At 53.6% G+C, this 22572-nt stretch carries 21 protein-coding genes; 20 read left to right on the plus strand and 1 reads right to left on the minus strand.

Translation table 11 applies throughout. The features are described 5' to 3' along the window. The first annotated feature begins 25 nt into the window (after positions 1-25). The 5 genes from icmF (at position 26) to pyrG (ending at position 8337) form a co-directional block, all read left to right on the plus strand. Positions 26-3277 (plus strand): fused isobutyryl-CoA mutase/GTPase IcmF, encoded by a 3252-nt coding sequence (icmF, locus tag AC27IT_RS16065; RefSeq protein ID WP_005827834.1) that lies wholly within the window; start codon positions 26-28, stop codon positions 3275-3277. A 275-nt stretch (positions 3278-3552) separates the two neighbouring features. After that, positions 3553-4116 (plus strand): alkyl hydroperoxide reductase subunit C, encoded by a 564-nt coding sequence (gene ahpC / locus AC27IT_RS16070; protein WP_005827833.1) that lies wholly within the window; start codon positions 3553-3555, stop codon positions 4114-4116. A gap of 12 nt (positions 4117-4128) precedes the next feature. Next, on the plus strand, positions 4129-5658 hold the full coding sequence (gene ahpF, locus AC27IT_RS16075) for an alkyl hydroperoxide reductase subunit F (RefSeq protein ID WP_005827831.1): 1530 nt from the start codon (positions 4129-4131) through the stop codon (positions 5656-5658). Between the two features lie 314 nt (positions 5659-5972). Continuing rightward, positions 5973-6527 (plus strand): DNA-directed RNA polymerase subunit delta, encoded by a 555-nt coding sequence (gene rpoE / locus AC27IT_RS16080; RefSeq protein WP_005827829.1) that lies wholly within the window; start codon positions 5973-5975, stop codon positions 6525-6527. A gap of 208 nt (positions 6528-6735) precedes the next feature. After that, complete coding sequence (gene pyrG, locus AC27IT_RS16085; protein ID WP_005827826.1) at positions 6736-8337, plus strand: CTP synthase; 1602 nt, start codon at positions 6736-6738, stop codon at positions 8335-8337. A gap of 66 nt (positions 8338-8403) precedes the next feature. Here pyrG and AC27IT_RS16090 read toward each other — a convergent pair whose 3' ends face one another. Further along, the gene (locus AC27IT_RS16090) at positions 8404-9198 is read right to left on the minus strand and encodes a lipid II flippase Amj family protein (RefSeq protein ID WP_005827824.1); all 795 of its coding nucleotides are present in this window, start codon (positions 9196-9198) and stop codon (positions 8404-8406) included. A gap of 167 nt (positions 9199-9365) precedes the next feature. Here AC27IT_RS16090 and AC27IT_RS16095 point away from each other — a divergent pair, with 167 nt between their 5' ends. The 15 genes from AC27IT_RS16095 to spoIIR all read left to right on the plus strand — a co-directional run bounded on the left by AC27IT_RS16095 (position 9366) and on the right by spoIIR (position 22510). Next, positions 9366-9740 (plus strand): response regulator, encoded by a 375-nt coding sequence (locus tag AC27IT_RS16095; RefSeq protein WP_005827822.1) that lies wholly within the window; start codon positions 9366-9368, stop codon positions 9738-9740. A gap of 104 nt (positions 9741-9844) precedes the next feature. Then, the gene (fba, locus tag AC27IT_RS16100) at positions 9845-10699 is read left to right on the plus strand and encodes a class II fructose-1,6-bisphosphate aldolase (RefSeq protein ID WP_005827820.1); all 855 of its coding nucleotides are present in this window, start codon (positions 9845-9847) and stop codon (positions 10697-10699) included. A 14-nt stretch (positions 10700-10713) separates the two neighbouring features. Next, positions 10714-11358, plus strand: coding sequence for a fructose-6-phosphate aldolase (gene fsa / locus AC27IT_RS16105; protein ID WP_005827818.1), 645 nt, complete (start codon positions 10714-10716; stop codon positions 11356-11358). A gap of 79 nt (positions 11359-11437) precedes the next feature. Beyond that, positions 11438-12721, plus strand: coding sequence for a UDP-N-acetylglucosamine 1-carboxyvinyltransferase (gene murA, locus AC27IT_RS16110; protein ID WP_005827816.1), 1284 nt, complete (start codon positions 11438-11440; stop codon positions 12719-12721). 28 nt (positions 12722-12749) lie between these two features. Further along, positions 12750-13712 (plus strand): class II fructose-bisphosphatase, encoded by a 963-nt coding sequence (glpX, locus tag AC27IT_RS16115; protein WP_005827814.1) that lies wholly within the window; start codon positions 12750-12752, stop codon positions 13710-13712. A 61-nt stretch (positions 13713-13773) separates the two neighbouring features. Next, positions 13774-15054: a transcription termination factor Rho gene (gene rho, locus AC27IT_RS16120; RefSeq protein ID WP_005827812.1), complete on the plus strand. Its 1281-nt coding sequence runs from the start codon at positions 13774-13776 to the stop codon at positions 15052-15054. Between the two features lie 69 nt (positions 15055-15123). Beyond that, positions 15124-16026 carry a peptidoglycan DD-metalloendopeptidase family protein gene (locus AC27IT_RS16125; RefSeq protein WP_005827809.1) on the plus strand — a complete coding sequence of 301 codons (903 nt, stop codon included), beginning with the start codon at positions 15124-15126 and terminating at the stop codon, positions 16024-16026. A gap of 70 nt (positions 16027-16096) precedes the next feature. After that, on the plus strand, positions 16097-17362 hold the full coding sequence (locus AC27IT_RS16130) for a radical SAM family protein (protein WP_005827807.1): 1266 nt from the start codon (positions 16097-16099) through the stop codon (positions 17360-17362). A gap of 104 nt (positions 17363-17466) precedes the next feature. Then, entirely contained in the window at positions 17467-17667 is a 201-nt protein-coding gene (rpmE, locus tag AC27IT_RS16135) for a 50S ribosomal protein L31 (protein WP_005827805.1), read from the plus strand. 195 nt (positions 17668-17862) lie between these two features. Beyond that, positions 17863-18204: an FAD-binding domain-containing protein gene (locus AC27IT_RS16140; RefSeq protein ID WP_242507491.1), complete on the plus strand. Its 342-nt coding sequence runs from the start codon at positions 17863-17865 to the stop codon at positions 18202-18204. A 29-nt stretch (positions 18205-18233) separates the two neighbouring features. Further along, positions 18234-18809, plus strand: coding sequence for a thymidine kinase (locus AC27IT_RS16145; RefSeq protein ID WP_005827801.1), 576 nt, complete (start codon positions 18234-18236; stop codon positions 18807-18809). 100 nt (positions 18810-18909) lie between these two features. Continuing rightward, entirely contained in the window at positions 18910-19401 is a 492-nt protein-coding gene (locus tag AC27IT_RS16150) for a sporulation protein (protein WP_081414718.1), read from the plus strand. 171 nt (positions 19402-19572) lie between these two features. Next, positions 19573-20649, plus strand: a complete 1077-nt coding sequence (prfA, locus tag AC27IT_RS16155; RefSeq protein WP_025843659.1) for a peptide chain release factor 1 — start codon at positions 19573-19575, stop codon at positions 20647-20649. Next, positions 20633-21523, plus strand: coding sequence for a peptide chain release factor N(5)-glutamine methyltransferase (gene prmC, locus AC27IT_RS16160; RefSeq protein WP_007786089.1), 891 nt, complete (start codon positions 20633-20635; stop codon positions 21521-21523). The genes prfA and prmC overlap by 17 nt, the downstream gene beginning before the upstream one ends. A gap of 144 nt (positions 21524-21667) precedes the next feature. Then, entirely contained in the window at positions 21668-22510 is an 843-nt protein-coding gene (spoIIR, locus tag AC27IT_RS16165; RefSeq protein ID WP_487091909.1) for a stage II sporulation protein R, read from the plus strand. Positions 22511-22572 lie beyond the last annotated feature (62 nt).

The following is a 22572-nucleotide window of genomic DNA, read 5'->3' on the forward strand; positions in this document are numbered from 1 at the left end:
TTGAATCTCGGGGGAGAGTGGAACGATGGAAACCGAAGTGTATCGTCCGCAAAACAAGGTTCGCTTCGTGACCGCCGCCAGCTTGTACGACGGTCACGACGCCTCGATCAATATCATGCGCCGTATTTTGCAGTCTTCGGGAGTGGAAGTGATCCATCTGGGTCACAACCGCTCTGTCGATGATATCGTGACCGCCGCCATTCAGGAGGACGTGCAAGGCATTGCCATCAGCTCCTACCAGGGCGGCCATGTGGAATATTTCAAATACGTGATTGATCTTTTGCGCGAACGGGGAGCTGGGCATATCCGCGTCTTCGGAGGCGGAGGCGGTGTCATCGTTCCACGCGAGATCCGGGAGCTGGAAGAATACGGCGTCTGTAAAATTTACTCGCCGGATGACGGCAGACGCTTGGGCTTGCAAGGCATGATTAACGACATGATTCGAAACAGCGATTTTCCGACAGTCAAGCAGTTGGAAAACGAAGTCGCTGGCTTGCGCGAGCAAAACCACAAGGCGATTGCCCGCCTGATCTCTGTGGCGGAGTACGCCGTCGATCAGCCGGAGTGGAAGGAACCGCTCAAGGAGTGCGTGCGGGAAGCGCGAGACTCGATTCCGGTGCTCGGGATCACAGGCACAGGTGGGGCCGGAAAAAGCTCGCTGACAGATGAGCTTGTTCGCCGGTTTATGCGCACGTATCCGGAAAAGACTGTCGCGATTTTGTCTGTCGATCCGTCCAAGCAGAAATCGGGCGGAGCGCTTTTGGGCGACCGCATCCGTATGAATGCCAACAATACGCCGCGCGTCTACATGCGCAGTCTGGCGACGAGAAAGTCCGGCATGGAGCTGTCCGCCGCTTTGAAGGACGCGATCCAGGTTACCCGTGCGGCTCAGTTTGATCTCATCATCGTAGAGACGAGCGGGATCGGCCAGGGCGATGCACAAGTGACTGAGGTGTGCGACGTTTCCATGTACGTCATGACCAGTGAGTTTGGCGCGCCGTCCCAACTGGAAAAAATCGACATGCTTGATTTTGCCGACGTGATCGCGATCAACAAATTTGAGCGAAAAGGCTCGGAGGATGCCTTGCGCGAGGTGCGCAAGCAGTACCGCCGCAACCACCAGTTGTTCGATCTGCCTGACGAGAAGATTCCCGTCTACGGAACGATCGCCAGCCAGTTTAACGATCCGGGGACAAATGTGCTGTTTGCTGCCCTGATGCATCGGATCGTGGAAAAGACAGGCGTGGATTGGCCTGTGGAGAATCTGGATACGACTCCGGTAAAAATTCATAAAACTTCGTTGATTCCGACAGAAAGAATCAACTACTTGCAGGAAATCGCCAACACGGTCCGCCAATACCGAGCGTACACCGAGGAGCAGTCTGCCATCGCCCGCAAGCTGTATCAGTTGCACGGCGCAAAGGAGACGCTGCTCGCGGCGCAGGAAGAGGCAGCGACAGAGCTGGTTGCGGTGCTCGACAAGCAGATCAGGCTGTTTGAGGAGAAACTGCATCCCGAGTGCCGGCGGATTCTCGACAACTGGCCGAAGCTCAAGGAAGCGTACAGAAAGGACCAGTTTGTCACGAAAATCAGGGACAAGGAAATCATCACGAAACTGTTCACGGAATCGCTGTCGGGTACGCGCATTCCAAAAGTAGCGGTGCCGGACTACGAGGACTGGGGCGAGATTTTGAAATGGTCGCTGAAGGAAAATGTGCCGGGCGAGTTTCCTTACACGGCAGGCGTGTTCCCGTTCAAGCGGGAGGGCGAAGATCCGAAGCGGCAGTTTGCTGGCGAAGGCACGCCTGAGCGCACGAACCGGCGCTTCCATTTCCTTTCGCAAAACGACGAAGCGAAGCGGCTCAGTACGGCTTTTGACTCTGTGACCTTGTACGGCGAAGACCCGGATTACCGCCCGGATATTTACGGGAAAATCGGGACGAGCGGAGTGAGCGTCTGCACGCTGGACGACATGAAAAAGCTGTACGCAGGCTTCGACCTGTGCGCGCCGAGCACGTCTGTGTCGATGACGATTAACGGCCCGGCACCGATGATTTTGGCGATGTTTATGAACACGGCGATTGAGCAGCAGATCGAGAAGTTTGTCCAGCGGGAAGGCCGCCAGCCGACCGAGGAAGAAGCGGAGCAGATCAAGGCGTACACTTTGTCGACTGTTCGCGGAACCGTGCAGGCGGATATTTTGAAAGAAGACCAGGGGCAGAACACTTGTATTTTCTCGACAGAGTTTGCCCTGCGGATGATGGGCGACATTCAGCAGTATTTCATCGACCATAAAGTGCGCAACTACTACTCCGTGTCCATTTCCGGCTACCATATCGCGGAGGCGGGGGCTAACCCGATCACGCAGTTGGCGTTTACGTTGGCGAATGGCTTTACGTACGTGGAGTATTACTTGAGCAGAGGCATGCACATTGACGATTTTGCGCCGAATTTGTCGTTCTTTTTCTCCAATGGCCTCGATCCGGAATATACGGTCATCGGCCGGGTGGCGCGCCGCGTGTGGGCGACTGTGATGAAAAACCGCTACGGCGGCAACGAGCGCAGCCAAAAGCTGAAATACCACATCCAGACCTCTGGACGTTCCTTGCACGCGCAGGAAATGGATTTCAACGACATTCGGACGACGCTGCAAGCGTTGATCGCGATTTACGACAACTGCAACTCGCTGCATACCAACGCCTACGACGAGGCGATTACGACCCCGACAGAGAACTCTGTGCGCCGGGCCATGGCGATCCAGATGATTATCAACAAGGAGATGGGGCTCGCGAAAAACGAGAACCCGCTGCAAGGCGCATTCATCATCGACGAGCTGACCGATCTGGTGGAGGAAGCCGTCATGCAGGAGTTCGAGCGGATCAGCTCTCGCGGCGGCGTGCTGGGAGCGATGGAGACGCAGTACCAGCGCGGCAAAATCCAGGATGAGTCGATGTACTACGAAATGAAAAAGCACACTGGCGAGCTGCCGATCATCGGGGTCAACACCTTTATCAATCCGAACGCGTCTGAGGAAGATTACGAGATCGAGCTGGCGCGGGCGACAGAGGAAGAAAAGGAACAGCAGATCATCAACCTGCGCGCGTTCCAGGAGCGCAACCGCCACGTAGCGCCACAAGCGCTGCGCCGCTTGCAAGAGGTGGCGATGGCAGGCGAAAACATTTTTGCCGAGCTGATGGAGACAGTGAAGGTCGCTTCGCTCGGTCAGATCAGCGCCGCTTTGTACGAGGTCGGCGGCCAGTACCGGAGAAATATGTAACAGGCTAGAGCAAGGCAAAACGATACAAGGACCACTTCTTTTTGCAGAGGCAGTCCTTGTATCGTTTGTTTTTACGGGGGAGCCGCGGAAAAAGGGCCAATGTAAACGCGTATATTCTTCCGTTAAATATTCAAGACTAATGTAGGCACAAATTCTAAATTAAAGTTATTATAATAGAGGTTGACAAACGGAAAGTTTTGAATGATAATTGTTATCAAGTTAGAATTATTACATTTAATAATTCTTTAAAACAATCATGTAGGAGGATGTTCACTATGTCCCTTATCGGAAAAGAAGTACTGCCTTTCAAAGCTCAAGCTTACAAAGCAGGCAATTTTGTAGAAGTTACCGAAGCAAACTTTAAAGGTCAATGGAGCATTGTTTGCTTCTATCCAGCAGACTTCACTTTCGTTTGCCCGACTGAACTCGAAGACCTCCAAAACCAATACGAAACATTGAAATCCATGGGAGCTGAAGTTTACTCCGTTTCCACAGATACTCACTTCACTCACAAAGCATGGCACGATACTTCCGAGACAATCGGCAAAATTACTTACACCATGATTGGCGACCCAACTCACACGCTCTCCCGCAACTTCGATGTACTGATTGAAGAAGAGGGACTGGCTGATCGCGGTACTTTCATCATCGACCCAGATGGTGTTATCCAAGCAATCGAAATCAACGCAGGCGGCATCGGTCGCGATGCAAGCGCCATTGTAAGCAAACTGAAAGCAGCTCAATACGTTCGCAACAACCCAGGCGAAGTTTGCCCGGCGAAATGGCAAGAAGGTGCTGCTACCCTGAAACCAAGCCTTGATCTTGTTGGTAAGATCTAAGGAGTGGGATAAATGATACTGGACGCAGAAATTAAAGCGCAACTAGGGCAATACCTTCAGCTTATGGAAGGCGAAGTGCTGCTGAAGTACAGCGCTGGTTCCGATAGCGTATCTCGTGACATGATGCTTTTGCTGGAAGAACTGGCAACCATGTCACAGAAAATAAAGCTTGAAGAAACCTCCATGCAGCGTACACCTAGCTTTAGTGTCAATCGTATCGGTGAAGATACCGGATTAACTTTTGCGGGCGTACCATTGGGACATGAGTTCACTTCCTTGGTGTTAGCTTTGCTGCAAGTGAGCGGCAGACCTCCAAAGGTTGACCAGAAGCTCATCGATCAAGTGAAGAGTCTGAAAGGCGAATATCACTTTGAAACGTATGTCAGCTTGAGCTGCCACAATTGTCCTGATGTAGTTCAAGCACTGAACGCGATGAGTGTTCTCAATCCTGGTATTACACATACTATGATTGACGGTGCTGCGTTCAAAGAAGAAGTCGAAAGCAAAAACGTCATGGCAGTGCCGACGGTTTTCCTGAACGGGGAACCTTTTGGCAGCGGCCGGATGACGCTCGAAGAAATTCTCGCCAAGCTCGGATCTGCTCCAGATGCAGCCGAATTTGCGAACAAAGAGCCGTACGATGTGCTCGTTATCGGCGGCGGCCCGTCCGGAGCAAGTGCGGCCATCTACGCCGCACGCAAAGGCATTCGCACCGGCATTGTGGCTGAACGCTTCGGCGGCCAGATCATGGACACTTTAGGTATTGAAAACTTTATCAGTGTCAAATACACCGAAGGTCCGAAGCTCGCAGCGAGTCTGGAAGAGCACGTCAAAGAGTACAATGTCGATGTCATGAACTTGCAGCGTGCCAAACGTCTGGAGAAAAAAGACCTGATCGAGATCGAACTGGAAAACGGTGCTGTGCTCAAGAGCAAAACCGTTATCCTTTCGACGGGTGCGCGTTGGCGCAATGTGGGTGTGCCTGGCGAGGCCGAGTTCAAAAACAAAGGCGTGGCGTATTGCCCGCACTGCGACGGTCCGCTGTTCGCCGGTAAGCGCGTAGCCGTCATTGGCGGCGGCAATTCCGGCGTTGAAGCAGCGATCGATCTCGCGGGTATCGTCAAGCACGTCACGGTTCTTGAGTTTGCTGCAGAGCTGAAAGCCGACTCCGTCTTGCAAGATCGTCTGCACAGCTTGCCAAACGTAACGGTTATCACCAATGCGCAAACGACGGAAATCACCGGCACCGACAAGGTCAACGGCATTTCCTACAAGGATCGCGAGACGGAAACGGTTCATCACATTGAACTAGAAGGTGTGTTTGTCCAAATCGGTCTTGTGCCGAACACCGATTGGCTGGGAGACACAGTCGAACGCAATCGGATGGGCGAAATCGTTGTCGACAAACACGGCGCTACTTCCGTTCCGGGCGTATTTGCTGCAGGCGACTGCACGAATAGTCCATACAAGCAGATCATTATTTCGATGGGATCAGGTGCAACCGCAGCCTTGGGTGCATTTGATTATCTAATCCGAAACTAATGAACACGAGAGCCGCTTTGCTATCTGTACGGTAGCGGAGCGGCTTTCTTTTTTGTGCTGCTGTACAGAGCGGACTCGCATGGAAAACGGCCGAGAGGCAAGTGTCGAGAATAAATGGTCTTTTGCGTGTTTGAAAGCCTTGCATTTTCGTCTAAAATAAGGAATACTGTATGTTAGCCTTCGTATGTTGTACGATATACGAGTGAGGCGATCGACATCATTTATGAGTTGCCTAAGCAAAGCCTGCGTCCCCCAGCAAAGGGCGAGGTCGGTATTCAAGCCAATAGTTTTCTAATGGAAAGGACGTGCCCTGGGTGAGTCAATTGTTTGCTCATATTGATCCCGAGAAACTGAGCGAGATGGCGTTGGTTGATATTGCGTATGAAATTTTGCGTGAAACCAATCGCACTTACAACTTCCGCGAGCTGATGGATGAACTGGCTGCCGTTCGTAACATGACAAACGAACAACTCATGGCTATCATCGCGCAAGTATACACTGAGATTAATATTGACGGCCGTTTTGTGTGCCTTGGAGACAACGTGTGGGGACTGAAGCGCTGGTACCCAACTGACACGGTGGAAGAAACGCAAGAGGGCGGCGGAACGAAGAAGAAAAAAGTTATTCTCGACGACGACTTCGACGATTACGACACCGAAGACGAAATTGTCGAGGATTACGAAGACGACGACGTGGTCATTTTCGAGGACGAAGAAGAATTCGTGGATGATGATGCGGATATCGAAGACGAAGAGATTGATGCTGAAATCGACGAAGAAGAGCTCGAAGAAGAGGAAGACGAGCTGTTTGACGAGGAACTCGAAGAAGAGGAAGTTGACGAAGAGCTGGAAGATGACGAGGATAAGTGATAAGTCCTTGACTTCCGCCTGAGGGACAGATAAAATACTCCTTGGGCTTCACATGAAGAAGGATTAAATAAGGGAAACTATAAAACAAAAGTGCCCCTACCCCATTGCCAAAAGGGATAGGACTCGCTTTTGTTTTTCTTTTTTTGGGAGCCGTCTTCATACGTTTTTTACTACTACTAAAGGGTTAGGGAAAGAGGGGACGTTAACGATGACGAAGTATATTTTTGTGACAGGCGGGGTCGTATCCTCGTTGGGAAAAGGAATTACAGCGGCTTCTCTGGGCCGACTCCTGAAAAATAGGGGCTTGAAGGTAACCATCCAGAAATGTGATCCATACATCAACGTGGACCCAGGAACAATGAGTCCGTATCAGCACGGGGAAGTGTTCGTCACGGACGATGGAGCGGAAACCGACCTGGACCTGGGGCACTACGAGCGTTTTATCGACATCAACCTGAGCGCCAACTCTAACGTAACGACAGGAAAAATCTATTCGACTGTCATCGCCAAAGAACGTCGCGGCGACTATTTGGGCGGAACGGTTCAAGTAATCCCGCACATCACCAACGAGATCAAAGACCGCATTTTCCGCGCTGGCCGTGAAACCGGAGCAGACGTGGTTATCACCGAGATCGGCGGAACTGTAGGGGACATCGAGAGCTTGCCGTTCCTCGAAGCCATCCGTCAAATCAAGAGCGACATTGGCCGCGAAAACGTCATGTACATTCACGTGACACTGGTTCCTTACATCAAGGCAGCAGGCGAGATGAAAACAAAGCCGACCCAACACAGCGTGAAGGAACTGCGCAGCCTGGGCATTCAGCCAACTGTGATCGTGACTCGTACCGAACAGCCAATGACCCAGGAAATGAAGGACAAGCTGGCACTGTTCTGTGACATCGACAAAAACGCGGTTGTGGAGTGCGTGGATGCGGAAACTCTCTACGACGTGCCACTGCAACTGCAAGCGCAAGGTCTGGACGACTATGTTTGCCGCCACCTCGGCCTGACTTGCCAGGAAGCAGACATGACCGAGTGGAAGTCCTTGGTAAACAAAATCAAGAACCTGTCGAAAACGACCACGATCGCGATTGTCGGAAAATACGTGGAGCTGCACGATGCTTATTTGTCCGTAGCAGAAGCGCTGTACCATGGCGGTTATGCGAATGATTCCAAAGTGGAAATCAAATGGGTGCACGCAGAAGAAGTGACGCCGGAAAACGTAGCCGAACTGCTCGGCGATGTAAACGGCATACTGGTACCAGGCGGCTTCGGCGATCGCGGTATCGAAGGCAAAATTATCGCGACCCGCTACGCTCGCGAAAACAAAGTGCCGTTCCTGGGCATCTGCCTCGGTATGCAAATTGCCGTTATCGAATTTGCCCGTCACGTGGCAGGCATGGACGGCGCCAACAGCTCCGAGATCAACCCGGACACCGCTTATCCGGTCATCGACCTCTTGCCAGAGCAAAAAGAAATCGAAGACAAAGGCGGAACCATGCGCCTTGGCATCGGTCCTTCCAAAGTGGAAGCTGGCACGCTGACCGAAGCTGCTTACGGCAGCACACTCGTTTATGAGCGTCATCGTCATCGTTATGAAGTCAACAACGAATATCGCGAGCAGTTGGCTCAACTGGGCCTGCGCTTTGCGGGTACATCCCCGGACGGCCGTCTGGTGGAAATCGTGGAAGTGCCAGACCACCCTTGGTACGTGGCTACCCAGTTCCATCCGGAGTTCACTTCCCGTCCGAACCGTCCGCAGCCATTGTTCCGCGATTTCGTCAAAGCTTCCCTGAACCTGAATAAATAAATAGAGACAAAAAGACGCACCGGCGACTGAAACCGTCGGTGCGTCTTCTTTCGTTTGCCGCTTTTTTCAGTGAAAGAGCGGAGACAGCCAGGCAACCCAGTAGGCGGCCGGGACGAGCAGGAGCTGAGCCAGAAGCGTCCCGAAAAATCGGGAAATCATCAGCCACAAATACATGTCCCGGATCGATTCCTGCGTCGCTTTTCCCTGCATGGCTTTCTCGGTCAGGAGGGCCACCTGCGGGTCTACCAGAATCGTCATGAAAATCGTAGCGAAGCCGTTAATCATGCCGGACGACATCAGCACCGTTGCTTTGTAGTCGGGGGCCAGCAACGTCGCGTAGAGCACGGAGAGCACGCTGCTGGTGTAAATCGCCGTTCCCAGGCAGTTGAGCAGCAGCAGGCGCTTGGGAATGCCTTTGAAGCGAAAACGGGAGATGACTTGCCAGCTCGGGATTCGCACGTGGTGGCGGACGCGGCGGAGGCTGTCTACGGTGACGGCTGTGCGCAGCATTTGCGGAATCGAGCCGGCCAGCTCAAGGTGCGAGATCACTCGTCTGGAAATCTGGACGAACGTGGGAAACAGCGCGATGGCAGCCAGCGTCCCGACAGAGGAAGCCGCTATAATCATATGTAGCTGCCAACTCGGGTCGGTATGCAAAAGGGCCGCTTGATCCATCAGCCCTCCGGTAAACGGCCCTTGAATCAGGTTGGAGGTGCGGGAGAGAAGCAGCGTGATGCCGACGAGCGACATGGCGACTGCGATTCTTCCTGTCTTGACCCCTGCGAAGCGAATGGCGTAGGAAAGTGTCTCTGTCGTATGGATAATAAACGTCAACAGGCAGATCAACCAGAGCGCATCCATCTTGTTTTTTGGCTCCTTGCTTGGTGCGAAAATAGTATCCCTATTATACTCGAAATGGACATCGCGGGAAAATTTCAGCAGCAGATACGCAAAATGTGCAGGAGTTTCCTGTTTTTAGGCGAAAACCTAATTAATTAAGGAAATGGATTCGTCAGGGGGGAGTAACCGTGTTCGACAAACATGATAAAAAGGTGCTGGTTGTCGATGACCAGTATGGTATTCGCATTTTGTTGTATGAGGTACTGGGAAAAGAAGGGTACAAAACCTTCCAGGCCGCAAACGGGAAAATGGCCCTGGAGATCGTGGAAAAAGAGTCGCCAGATCTGGTCATTCTCGACATGAAGATTCCAGGCATGGACGGCATTGAGATTTTGAAGCACATCAAAAAGATCAATCAGGATATCAAGGTAATCATGATGACGGCTTACGGTGAGCTGGACATGATTAAGGAAGCGACCCAGTTGGGAGCGTTGACCCATTTTACCAAACCGTTTGATATTGACGAGCTGAGAATGGCCGTACAGCAGCAACTCGCCTGCTAGTCCTTTTGGTAACGGATGCGTGGGGACAAGCGTACCTGTTAACAAACGCCTGTCTGTGATATAATAAGCCTCGTGATTGAAGCTAGCAGAGGAGGATTTACCAAATGCCACTGGTACCTATGACCGCTTTTACCGAAGACGTCAAATTGCATAAATACGCCGTCGGACAATTTAACCTGAACAATCTGGAGTTTACTCAAGCGATTACCGAAGCTGCGATGGAAGAAAAATCGCCTGTGATTTTCGGTGTTTCCGAGGGAGCACTCAAATACATGGGACTGGACTACACGGTCGCCATTGCAAAAGTGGCGGCGGAACGCGCAGGAGTACCTGTTGCCCTGCACCTCGATCATGGCAGCAACTTTGATATCGTAATGAAGTGCATTCGCGCAGGATTCTCTTCTGTCATGTTCGATGGTTCCCATCACTCGTTTGAAGATAACCTTCGCTTGACCAAACAGGTTGTTGAGGCTGCTCACGCTGTTGGCGTTTCTGTAGAAGGTGAACTCGGTACCATCGGCGGGGTAGAGGACGACCTGTCTGTTGACGAGGAAGACGCTACGCTGGCAAACCCTGAGGAAGCGATCCGCTTCTGGGAAGAAACAAAAGTAGACTACCTGGCGATTGCAGTGGGCACAGCTCACGGCATGTACAAAGGCGTGCCAAAAATCCGCTACGACATCATCGAAAAAGTAGCGAACAACATTGGAGCGCCAATCGTTCTGCACGGCGGTTCCGGCGTACCGGACGAAGCGATTGTAGAATCGATCCGCCTGGGTGTCGGAAAAATTAACGTAAATACAGAAAGCCAAGTCGCATGCACCGAAACGGTTCGCAAAGTGCTAGCTGCGAAGCCTAACGAAATCGACCCGCGCAAATACCTGGGCCCTGCTCGCGACGCGATCAAGGAAGTTGTAAAAGGAAAAATGCGCCTGTTCGGTAGCAGCAACCGCGCGTAACTAGGAGGCTAATCATGCGTTTTTTGATTGATACAGCAAACGTTGATGAAATTCGCGAGATTCACGAATGGGGAGTCCTGGCCGGAGTAACCACGAATCCTTCGCTGGTTGCCAAGGAAGGCCGCGACTTCATCGAGACATTGAAGGAAATCATCGACATCGTAGACGGTCCGATCAGCGCCGAAGTTATCAGCACCGATGCAAAAGGCATGATCGAAGAGGGCGAGAAGCTCGCTTCCCTCTCGAAAAACATCGTCATCAAGCTGCCGATGACTGCCGAAGGTTTGAAGGCGACCAAGTATTTTGCCAAGCGCAAAATCAGAACAAACGTCACGCTGGTGTTCTCCGCAAACCAGGCGCTGCTCGCAGCTCGGGCAGGAGCGAGCTTCGTGTCTCCGTTCCTGGGACGTCTGGATGATATCGGACAAGACGGCATGCAGTTGATCGAAGACATTGCAGAGATTTTCTCTGTGCATGGCATTGATACCGAAATCATCGCGGCATCTGTTCGTCACCCTGTGCACGTGACAGAAGCTGCCCGCCGCGGTTCTCACTACGCGACCATCCCGGCGAAAGTGTTCAAGCAACTGATTGCCCATCCGCTGACTGACAGCGGCCTGGAGAAGTTCCTCGCTGATTGGGCAAGCATGCAAAAATAAGGACAAGGATCGAAAGTTCAAGCACCTTTTCCATTGGGGAAGGTGCTTCTTTCCCGATTACACCTGAGGAGAGCGATGCATGGATAAGCTGATTATCAATGGTGGAAAACCGCTCGCGGGGACGGTAACCATCAGCGGAGCCAAAAACAGCGCAGTCGCACTGATTCCAGCCGCGTTGCTGGCGGATGGACCTGTAGTTATTGAAAATCTGCCCCGTATTCAGGATGTAGATATTTACCACGGGCTTCTGAGGGAAATGGGAGCTGACGTGCTGTTTGAAGATGACTGGATGGAAATCGATGGGCGCCTGATGAAGCTGATGCTCATGCCCAATGGCAAGATCAAAAAGCTGCGCGCCTCTTACTATTTGTGGGGAGCCTTGCTCGCCAAATTCGGAGAGGCACAGGTCGGATTGCCTGGCGGCTGCGATCTGGGGCCACGACCTGTCGATTTGCACATCAAAGGCTTTGAGGCGATGGGCGCCGAGGTGGAGAACAAAAACGGCGTGATGACTATTCGGGCCAAGAACGGTCGTCTGCAAGGCGCGAGAATTTACCTCGATCTCGTCAGCGTCGGAGCGACGATTAACATCATGCTCGCTGCTTCCAAGGCAGACGGCGTGACCATTATTGAAAACGCTGCCCGCGAGCCGGAGATTGTCGATGTGGCGACACTGCTCAACAACATGGGGGCAAACATCAAAGGCGCAGGCACCGATGTCATCCGCATCCAGGGCGTGGAGCGTCTGCGCGGCTGCCGGCATACGATTATTCCGGACCGGATTGAAGCGGGGACGTACATGATTGCCGCAGCGGCGACGAACGGCAATGTACTGGTCGAAAACGTGATCCCCAAGCATCTGGAGTCGCTGACGGCGAAGCTGCGCGAAATTGGCGCGCAAGTGATGGAAATGGATGACTGCATTCAGGTGGTCGGACGGGATTCCTATCGTCCCATTGATGTGAAAACAAGTCCGTACCCTGGGTTTCCGACCGATTTGCAGCAGCCGATCACGACGCTGTTGACCCTTGCCAAAGGATCGAGCATCGTGACGGACAACATCTACAGCTCGCGTTTTCGCCATGTAGATGAGCTGCGGCGCATGGGAGCGACGCTCAAGGTAGAGGGACGTTCCGCTGTCATCGAAGGCGGAAGCAAGCTGAACGGAGCCAAGGTAGTAGCTTCTGACCTGCGGGCCGGAGCGGCGCTGTTTATCGCAGGGCTGGCTACGAGCGGCACGACAGAGCTGGAAGGTCTTGAACATATCGACCGCGGCTATGAAAACTTGGTGGGCAAGCTGCAAATGCTGGGTGCCGATGTGACGCGGGTAGGCTTGCAGCACACAGAAAGCCCGCAGCGTTAACCAATCATCAGGAGAGGAGTCTTCCAGAATGGAACGCAGTTTAACACTTGAACTGGTACGTGTAACCGAAGCGGCTGCTTTGGCTTCCGCCAGTTGGATGGGGCTTGGACGAAAAGACGAGGCCGACGACGCGGCGACGACCGCCATGCGCAAGGAATTTGAAAAAGTGCCAATGGACGGCGTAGTCGTAATCGGGGAAGGCGAAATGGATGAAGCGCCGATGCTCTATATCGGCGAGCGTCTCGGCCAAGGGGTAGCGCCAGCAGTAGACGTGGCTGTCGACCCGTTGGAAGGGACGAATATCCTGGCAAAGGGCACATGGGGCGCAATCTCTGTCATTGCGATTGCGGACCGCGGAAATTTGCTGCATGCTCCTGACATGTATATGGAAAAAATGGCAGTAGGGCCAAAAGCGGTTGGCAAGGTCGACATCAACGCGCCGATTCGCGACAACCTGAAAGCCGTTGCTGCGGCACAGGGCAAAGACATCAGCGACCTGGTGGCGATCGTGCTTGATCGTGACCGTCATTCTCGCATCATTCACGAAATTCGCGAGGCAGGTGCCCGCATTCGCCTCATTTCCGACGGGGACGTGGCGGCTGCGATCAACACGGCATTCCCGGACACGGGCGTAGACATTTTGTTCGGTTCCGGCGGAGCGCCAGAAGGTGTATTGGCTGCGGTGGCGTTGAAATGCCTCGGAGGCGAAATCCAGGGCAAGCTGTTGCCGCAAAGCGAAGAAGAAATTCAGCGTTGTGTCAAGATGGGTCTCAGCAACCCGCACCAGGTGCTGTTTATGGATGATTTGGTCAAGGGCGACGATGCCATTTTTGCGGCAACGGGCGTAACAGATGGGGAATTGCTGAAAGGGGTTCGCTTCCAGGGAACTCGCGCTACTACCCATTCTGTCGTCATGCGGGCAAAAACGGGTACGGTTCGCTTCATTGAAGGAAACCACCGCCTGGAACGCAAACCGTCACTAGGTTTGTAGGAAAACGAACAGCTTGGCTTTATATCATGCTTTCCAAGAGTAAATAAAGAGTGGTGGATGTATGTTACTTTCTGAACTCGAAGAGAAGAAACTGACCGATCTCTATAAGCTGGCCAAGGAGTACCATATCCCGTATTACTCCCAACTGAAGAAGAAGGAATTGATCTTCGCAATCCTTCGGGCACGAGCGGAGCGGGATGGCCTGATGTTTATGGAAGGGGTGCTGGAAATCTTGCCGGAGGGCTACGGCTTCCTCCGACCGATCAACTATCTCCCCAGCTCGGAAGACATCTACATCTCCCAGTCGCAGATTCGCCGTTTTGATCTGCGCATGGGGGATGTGGTGTCGGGCAAGGCTAGGCCGCCAAAAGAAAACGAGCGCTATTTTGGACTGTTGCAAGTAGAAGCAGTGAACGGAGAAGACCCGGAGACTGCTTCAGAGCGTCTTCATTTCCCCGCCTTAACACCGCTATATCCTCAAACCAAGCTAGTGCTGGAGACCGCGCCCGAGCGTGTTTCCACCCGCCTGATGGACCTTCTTGCCCCTGTTGGGCTGGGTCAGCGTGGATTGATTGTCGCTCCGCCAAAAGCGGGCAAAACCATGCTCCTGAAAGAAATCGCCAACAGTATTACGGAAAGCCGACCGGATATTCATCTGTTTGTGCTGCTCATCGACGAGCGTCCGGAAGAGGTTACGGATATGCAGCGTTCTGTCAAAGGCGAGGTGGTCGCCTCTACGTTTGACGAGTTGCCGGAGAATCACATCAAGGTGGCGGAGCTTGTATTGGAGCGGGCAAAGCGTCTGGTTGAGCACAAAAAGGATGTCGTCATCCTGCTCGATTCGATTACCCGTCTCGCTCGCGCCTACAACCTGGTGATCCCGCCGAGCGGCCGGACGTTGTCTGGCGGTATTGATCCGGCGGCGTTCCACCGTCCTAAGCGCTTTTTCGGTTCGGCGCGCAACATCGAAGAGGGCGGCAGCCTGACGATTCTCGCGACGGCTCTGGTCGAGACCGGATCGCGCATGGACGATGTGATCTACGAGGAGTTCAAGGGAACGGGCAACATGGAGCTTCATCTGGACCGCAAGCTGGCAGAGCGCCGTATCTTCCCGGCGATCGACATTCGCCGTTCGGGAACGCGCCGCGAAGAATTGCTGCTGTCCAAAGAAGAGCTGGATAAGCTGTGGATGATCCGCAAAAACATGAACGAAACGAACGAGTTTGTCGATTCGTTTATCAAAAAGCTGGCGGACACGAAAACAAACGAAGAATTTTTGCAGACCCTGGAAAGCAAGCAGCAAGGCCGGGGGAAAACGGCTGGCACGACGGTGAGTTCATGACTCGCCGTCATTTTTTTTGCCTGATTTGCATACCGTAAGGAGAGTTGGAAGAGAGGGAGGAGAGAGTCAGTGGAGTACGTGCAGGTTCCTGTGCCCATCGAGAGCCAGACGGAAGCGAAAAAGGCTGTCGTGGAGCAAGCGTTGTTTCAAGCGTTCAATCCGTACGCGAGTTTGACAAAGCAAGCGCCTGCTGCCAAAAGCAATACGATGGTGTACGCAGTGCGCCAGGGCGACACTCTTTCCGGAATTGCCGAACGCTACGGCCTTACGCTGAAAAAGCTGGTGGAGATGAACAAAATCAGCAATCCGCATCTGCTTTCTGTCGGGATGAAGCTGATTATTACCAAAGACGAAGTGACACATATGGTGAAGCGCGGAGAGACGCTCGATTACATAGCGAGAAGGTACGGAGTCAGCCGTGAGCTGCTGCTGGAACGCAACCCGCTTTTAAAATGGCTGTCGGACAACCTGTATGTGGGACAGGTTGTGTACATCCCTGTTGCCGGAGGGCCGCCGATGCAGGCAGAAGAGCTGCAGCAAAAGCGAAACACTACCCAGGCGGCAAGCAGGCAAGTGGTGGCGCGGATTCGCGGCCGAATGGATTGGCCTGTAGAGGGAGCGACGATTACAAGCGGCTTCGGAACACGCTGGGGCAAGGTGCATAAAGGCGTGGATTTGTGGAACGAGCAGGAGGCCAAAACGCCGATTTTGGCCGCGAAAGCAGGGAAGGTGGTCGAAGCGGGCGCCAACCGCTCCGGATACGGGCGGATGGTCGTACTGGACCACGGAGACGGCCTGCAAACCTTTTATGCCCATATGCGCACGATTTTGGTCACGCCCGGCCAGAGCGTAGAAGCGGGCGACGTCCTCGGATACATGGGCCAGACAGGCGATTCCACCGGGTATCACCTGCATTTTGAAGTCAGGCAGGACGATGTGCCGGTCAACCCGCTCCCGTACCTCGGCAGGTAACCCTTCACAATTTACATTGCTTTTTCAATGCGTTACAATGGGCAAAGCAAAGAAGCGAGGCGATTTTCCCATGTATTTAGTGTACGCAGATGAAAAGGGCAATGTTTACGACCACCCGGGCTTGTTCGCGGTGGCGCGCAACGGCGATATATTGACAGAAATTCTCGAGGAAGAGCTGATCCCGCTGCCGGAAGGGGCGACGCTGGTCAGCCTGCCGGATACAGTACCGATCGGAATGGACCCGGAGACGGGCGAAATGATTAAGCTGGACGGCTGTACGGCGGTCGGGGCGCTCGTTCCGCAAGGGATTACCCGACTTTTGCTCCCGGGTTATGTGAAAACAAACAGGGAGAGCAAGCTGCCGCTGTTCGGGTATTCGGCAGTCGTATGGAAAGACGACCGTTTTTGGGTAGCAGGCAGAGCGAGCGACGACATTTACAAATGGGACCCGCTGAACTTCCCGATGGATGAGTTGCGGCAGCGAGTGGAAAAGACGTTGGAGCTGTTCCCGAACAACCGGATTTTGCATCACCTGTCGCACTGTGCGCTGGAGTACGAGTGTCTGACGGCCTCCAACAACTTTTTCCACCGCTGGGAAGGCAGCCTGCCTGTTTCCTATACCTGTAATGCCGGTTGCTACGGCTGTATTTCCGAGCAACCAGACGACAGCGGCTTCCCGTCTCCGCAGACGCGGATGAATTTCAAGCCGACAGAGGACGAGCTGGTAGAGGTCATGCTGCACCATTTGCAGACGCCGGAGAGCATTATCAGCTTCGGCCAGGGCTGTGAAGGCGAGCCTTCGACCATGGCCGGGATCATCGTTCCGGCGATGCGCCGCGTGCGAGCGACGACCGACATGGGCTTTATCAACATCAATACAAACGCAGGCTTGACCGACCATATCAAAGGGATCGTCGACGCGGGGCTGGACTTGATGCGCGTCAGCATCATCAGCGCGATTGACGAGCATTACAACGCCTACTACCGCCCGCGCAACTACACGCTGGAAAACGTAGCGCGATCTGCGGAATACGCGGCCTCCAAGGGCGTGTACACCTCGATCAACTACTTGTGCTTCCCGGGTGTTTTTGACCGCGAAGAAGAAATGGAAGCGATGATTAACTTCATCCGCCGCACAGGCATCAAGCTGATTCAGATGCGCAACCTGAACATTGATCCGGAAAGCTATCTGGCGATGATTCCAAAAGCGCAGGGCGAAGTCTTCGGCATGAAGCAGGCGATTGAAATCTATCAGCAAGAGCTGCCGGATGTCGTGATCGGGTCGTTTACGCACATTCCGCCGGCAGAGCTGCGCCGCAGGAAAAACATGGCCTGAGCGGTCAACCTGTTGCATTTCGGCTGACAGCATGCTACTATCTTGTATGTGTTTATATAACTCTGTTTCGGCAAACGATTCAGGGCGGAAAGAGGTGTAGCGAGATGAAACAAGGTATTCATCCTAAGTACAATGTAGTAACCGTTACATGTGCATGCGGTAACGAATTTGAATCCGGTTCCGTGAAACAAGCGCTGAAAGTGGAGATCTGCTCCAACTGCCATCCTTTCTTCACTGGAAAACAAAAATTCGTGGATGCTGGCGGCCGTGTAGACCGTTTCAAACGCAAATACAATCTGTCCTAATCAGACGGGATTGGAGCAACCAGGTAGAGCGATCTGCCTGGTTTTGTCTTTTTCTGGAGCAAAAATCATCTCGGGCAGCAAGGGGGCAAACGATGACGGCCATCGGGGGAATCCGGCTGACGTGCTCTGCCAGCTCGCTCGCGAGACGGGCTATCCGATTGTCGATGCCGCGATGAAGCAGTTGAACGAAACGGGCTGGATGCACAATCGGTTGCGGATGATTGCGGCGGCTGGCAATGGAGCGCCTCTACCGGGACAGACCCGCAGCCGTACTTCCGCATTTTCAATCCGGTTTCGCAAGGGGAAAAATTCGATCCGGACGGAACCTTTGTCAAAAAATATCTTCCCGTTCTGCGGCAAGTCCCTCTACAATATATCCATAAGCCTTGGGAGATGCCTGAGCATGTGCAGGAAAAAGCGGGATGCAGGCTAGGAATTGACTATCCCGTTCCGCGCGTCGATCATGCGAGCAGACGGAAGCTGGCTATGTCTTTGTTTCAAGAGGCAAAAGACCGCTACGCCATGACGCGAAAATGAATCAGCTTTAGGCAAAGGGAGATAGAGACGTGGCACAATTATATTTTCGTTACGGGGCAATGAATGCCTCCAAATCTATTCAGTTGCTGACAGTCGCTCACAACTACGAGCAATCCGGCAAAAAAGTAGTGGTGTTCACGCCAGCCGTCGATGATCGGTATGGGGTGGGAAAAGTGGCTTCGCGGGTAGGCATCAGCAGAGAGGCAATTCCGATCAGCGAAGAGACGAATTTGTACGAAATAGTCGCAGCCGAGACGGTAAAGCCGCACTGCGTGCTGGTCGACGAGGCGCAGTTCATCAGCCGCCATCACGTGGATCAGCTCGTGGCGATTGTCGATCAGTTGGGCATTCCCGTCATCGTCTACGGCTTGCTGAAAAACTTCAAGAACGAGCTTTTCCCCGGCAGCGCCGCCTTGCTCTGTGAAGCGGACAAAGTCGAAGAGATCAAAACAGTGTGCGTGTACTGCAACAAAAAAGCGACGCATATTCTCAAATTCAAAAACGGACAACCTGTCTACACCGGAGAGACGATTGAAATTGCTGGCAACGACACGTACAGCAGCGTCTGTCGCAAGCATTACTACCATCCCCCGGCAAATCGCTGACGAAAATCAGCAGGAAAAAGCCACCCCTGGCTGCAGGTGTGCATGAGCCTGAAAGGCACTGCGCAGACTAAGCAAAACAGGAGGTGGCTTTTTCGTGCGAATGAAGCCTTTTGGAAAAAGCGCGCTGACAGTGCTGGGCATCCTCGTGCTTTCCTCTGCCTTGACTGTCGGGTGTGGCCGGAACGCGACTCAGGAGAAAGGGACCAATACACAGGCGATGGATGGGCAGTATCCGGCGGCGATCAGAGGCGAGCGCAGCGGGGATATTCTCCATCGTCCTGCTCCGCCTGCGGCCGATCGTGATTCGCTGATGGGGCGCAATCAAAATCCAAACGTCATCATCGGCCAATCCAATGTGCGCAATACGCAAATCGACATGAACAACATGGAGATGATGGCCAAGTCCGTAAAAGGCGTCGAGGACGCCCGCATCACACTGAATGGCGGCAATGCATATGTTACTCTTGACCTTGTGCATAACATTACGGCGAGTCAGGCGCGAGCGGTGGAGCAGGAGGTAATTGCGCTTCTCCAGCAAAAAATTCCGCGCTATGACTTCCACGTCACCTCCAATGAAGGCTTTCACCGTTGACAGGCGACGCAAGAACTGGTATGACAAGGCTCGGCATTGCCGGGCCTGTTTCGCATCGAAAAAAGAACAAATTTCCATTGAAATAATGCGCTTTGACTTATTTTCGCTTTCCTCCTATAATTTATCTGTTATAATCGTTTCTTAGTATTCTTTGCGATGGGGTGAAGTACAATGTTTGCACGCTTATCCGCAGTTGAAGAGCGTTTTGAAGAAGTAACGAATCTCCTATGTGACCCCGACGTCATCAGCGATACAAAACGCTTGCGTGAGCTGTCCAAGGAACAGGCTTCGTTGGAAGAAACAGTGACGACCTACCGTGAATATAAATCAGTTGTGAGTCAAATGGATGATGCCAAAGCCATGCTGGAAGAAAAGCTGGACGATGAAATGCGTGAAATGGTCAAGCTTGAAATCAGCGAATTGACTGGGCGCAAGGAGCAGTTGGAAGAACGCCTGAAAATTCTTCTGCTGCCAAAAGATCCAAACGACGAGAAAAACGTGATCGTGGAGGTGCGCGGTGCAGCAGGCGGCGATGAAGCGGCTCTGTTTGCGGCTGTTTTGTTCCGCATGTACACCCGTTTTGCCGAGCGTCACGGCTTTAAAATCGAAGTGCTGGAAGCAAGCCCGACAGACATCGGCGGCTACAAGGAAATCGTCTTCTCGCTGTCCGGCCGCGGCGCCTACAGCAAAATGAAGTTCGAGAGCGGTGCGCACCGCGTACAACGCATTCCGGCGACAGAATCCGGCGGACGCATCCACACGTCTACGGCTACCGTACTGGTACTGCCAGAGGCAGAAGATGTGGAAGTGGAAGTACACGAAAAAGACATTCGCATTGATACGTTCTGCTCCAGCGGCGCTGGCGGACAGAGCGTCAATACGACCAAGTCTGCCGTTCGCGTAACGCACATTCCGACAGGGATCATGGTGTCCTGTCAGGATGAGAAATCCCAGCACTCCAACAAAGACAAGGCGTTGCGCGTACTCCGCGCGCGTCTGTACGACTACTACATGCAACAACAAAACGCGGAAGCAGATGCTACGCGCAAAAGCCTGGTGGGTACCGGCGACCGCAGCGAGCGCATCCGCACGTACAACTATCCGCAAAGCCGCGTGACCGACCACCGCATCGGTCTGACCTTGCACCGTCTGGAATCGGTGCTGGAAGGCGAACTGGATGAAGTGATCGACAACCTGATTTTGCATGAACAGACGGAGCTTCTGAAAAGCCATGCACACTCAGCTTGATTGGTCTGATGTCACGACGATTCGAGAAGCCCAGGTACGGGCTTCTTCCTTTTTGCGGGAAAAAGGGGCAAAGGACCCGCTGTTCGAAGCGGAGCTGATGATTCGCCACTGCCTGGGCTGGGACCGCACGCGCTATTTGATCTCGATGGCAGAGCCGATCGCCGCCGAGACGCTGGCGAAGCTGGACGAGCTGTGCCAGCGTCGCAGCAGGCACGAGCCGCTGCAGTACATGTTTGGCGAGCAGGAGTTTTTCGGACGCGCCTTCACGGTGCGGCCCGGAGTCCTGATCCCTCGGCCGGAGACAGAAATACTCGTCGAGCAGGTGCTGGCTGCGGCAGCGGCTATTTGGCCGGAAAGCGAAGCGCTCGCCGTGGCGGATATCGGGACAGGCAGCGGGGCCATCTGCATCACGCTTGCTCTGGAGAAGCCGCACTGGCAGGTGACGACCGTCGATTTATCGCCGGATGCGACAGCGGTCGCGCGGGAAAACGCAGAGCGTCTGGGTGCCTCCGTGCGCTTTTTGCAAGGCGATCTGGTGCAGCCGTTGCTTGCAGCCGGGGAGAAGGTAGATATTCTCGTCTCCAATCCCCCGTATATTCCGAGCCGGGATGTGGACGAGCTGGACGAAGAGGTTCGCCTGCATGAACCGCGTCTGGCGCTGGACGGAGGCGACGACGGGCTGGATTGCTATCGCCGCTTGTGCGAGGCGCTGCCAGCTCTGCTCAAGGACAAAGCAGTCGTCGCTTTCGAGGTAGGCATCCATCAGGCGCAGGATGTGGCGACGTTGCTGCAGGCATCTGGCGTAATCGAGCAGGTGCAGATCGTGCCGGATTTGGCGGGAATCGAGCGGGTCGTTATCGGCGTAAGGCGGTAATGGCCCGGGCGTCTCGCCTTTTTTGCTAAAATTGTATGAATGTTTGTGCTTTGAGGTTTGGATTTTCGGCTCCTTGTCCATACTGAGGCTATAGAGAGAAGAGAAAAGGCTCGAAAGACTCAGTAGAGAGGGAGACGGTTTGATATGAAACGGATGCTGTTGATCGCGTTCAGTTTGTTTATGCTTATGATGTGCTGGGAGGGACAGCTTACTTCGGCCAATGTACTCGATAATGGGCCGATCCCTCAGGAATCAATTCGTCTGCGCATTATCGCCAACAGCGACTCTGTTCAGGACCAGTGGCTGAAGCGTGAAGTGCGCGATGCGCTGATCGCCCAGATGAACACGTGGGCGGAAGACATCAAGTCGTTTGAGGAAGCAGAGCAAATGGTCGAGTCCCAGTTGCCTGTTTTGCAAGAGGTTGTGGATAAAACGATCCGCGAACGCGGCTTTTCCTATAAAGCAGTCGTCGATTTCGGGCAAGTGCCTTTTCCGACAAAGCTGTACGGCTCTTATGTGTATCCGGCTGGCAACTACGAGGCGCTGCGGGTGCAAATCGGCGAGGCGAAAGGGCAAAACTGGTGGTGCGTACTGTTCCCCCCGCTCTGCTTTATCGACATGGCAAACGGAGATGCCGTACAGGCGGCAGAACCAACAGCGGAGACCGGGACAGAGCAGCTTCGGCCAGTGATGAATCCGGAGCCGACTTCCGCAGCTTCCGTATTGAAGCTCGACCAGGAAGTCGTAGAGCGCAAGGAATGGCAAGAATGGCGGCAAGAGCGTCTGGAAAGAGAAGACGCTGCGGACCGTAACGATCAGGCTGCGAGCGTTTCCCGGGCGGGACATGCAGTGGCCGTAGACGATGAAACAAAAGAGGAAGGAAACGAGCAGATCGAGGGGCAAGGGACGAGCGAGCCGGCAGCCCCTGCGCCGCAAGTAGAGGTGCGCTTCTACCTGTGGGAAAAGCTCGAAAGCTGGTTCTCCTGAGCCTTTAAAGTCTTTCCGTAAAAAAAACGACACCCCGCTGTCATGGCGCAGGTGTCGTTTTG

This window comes from Brevibacillus sp. YAE8 (genome assembly GCF_057543335.1).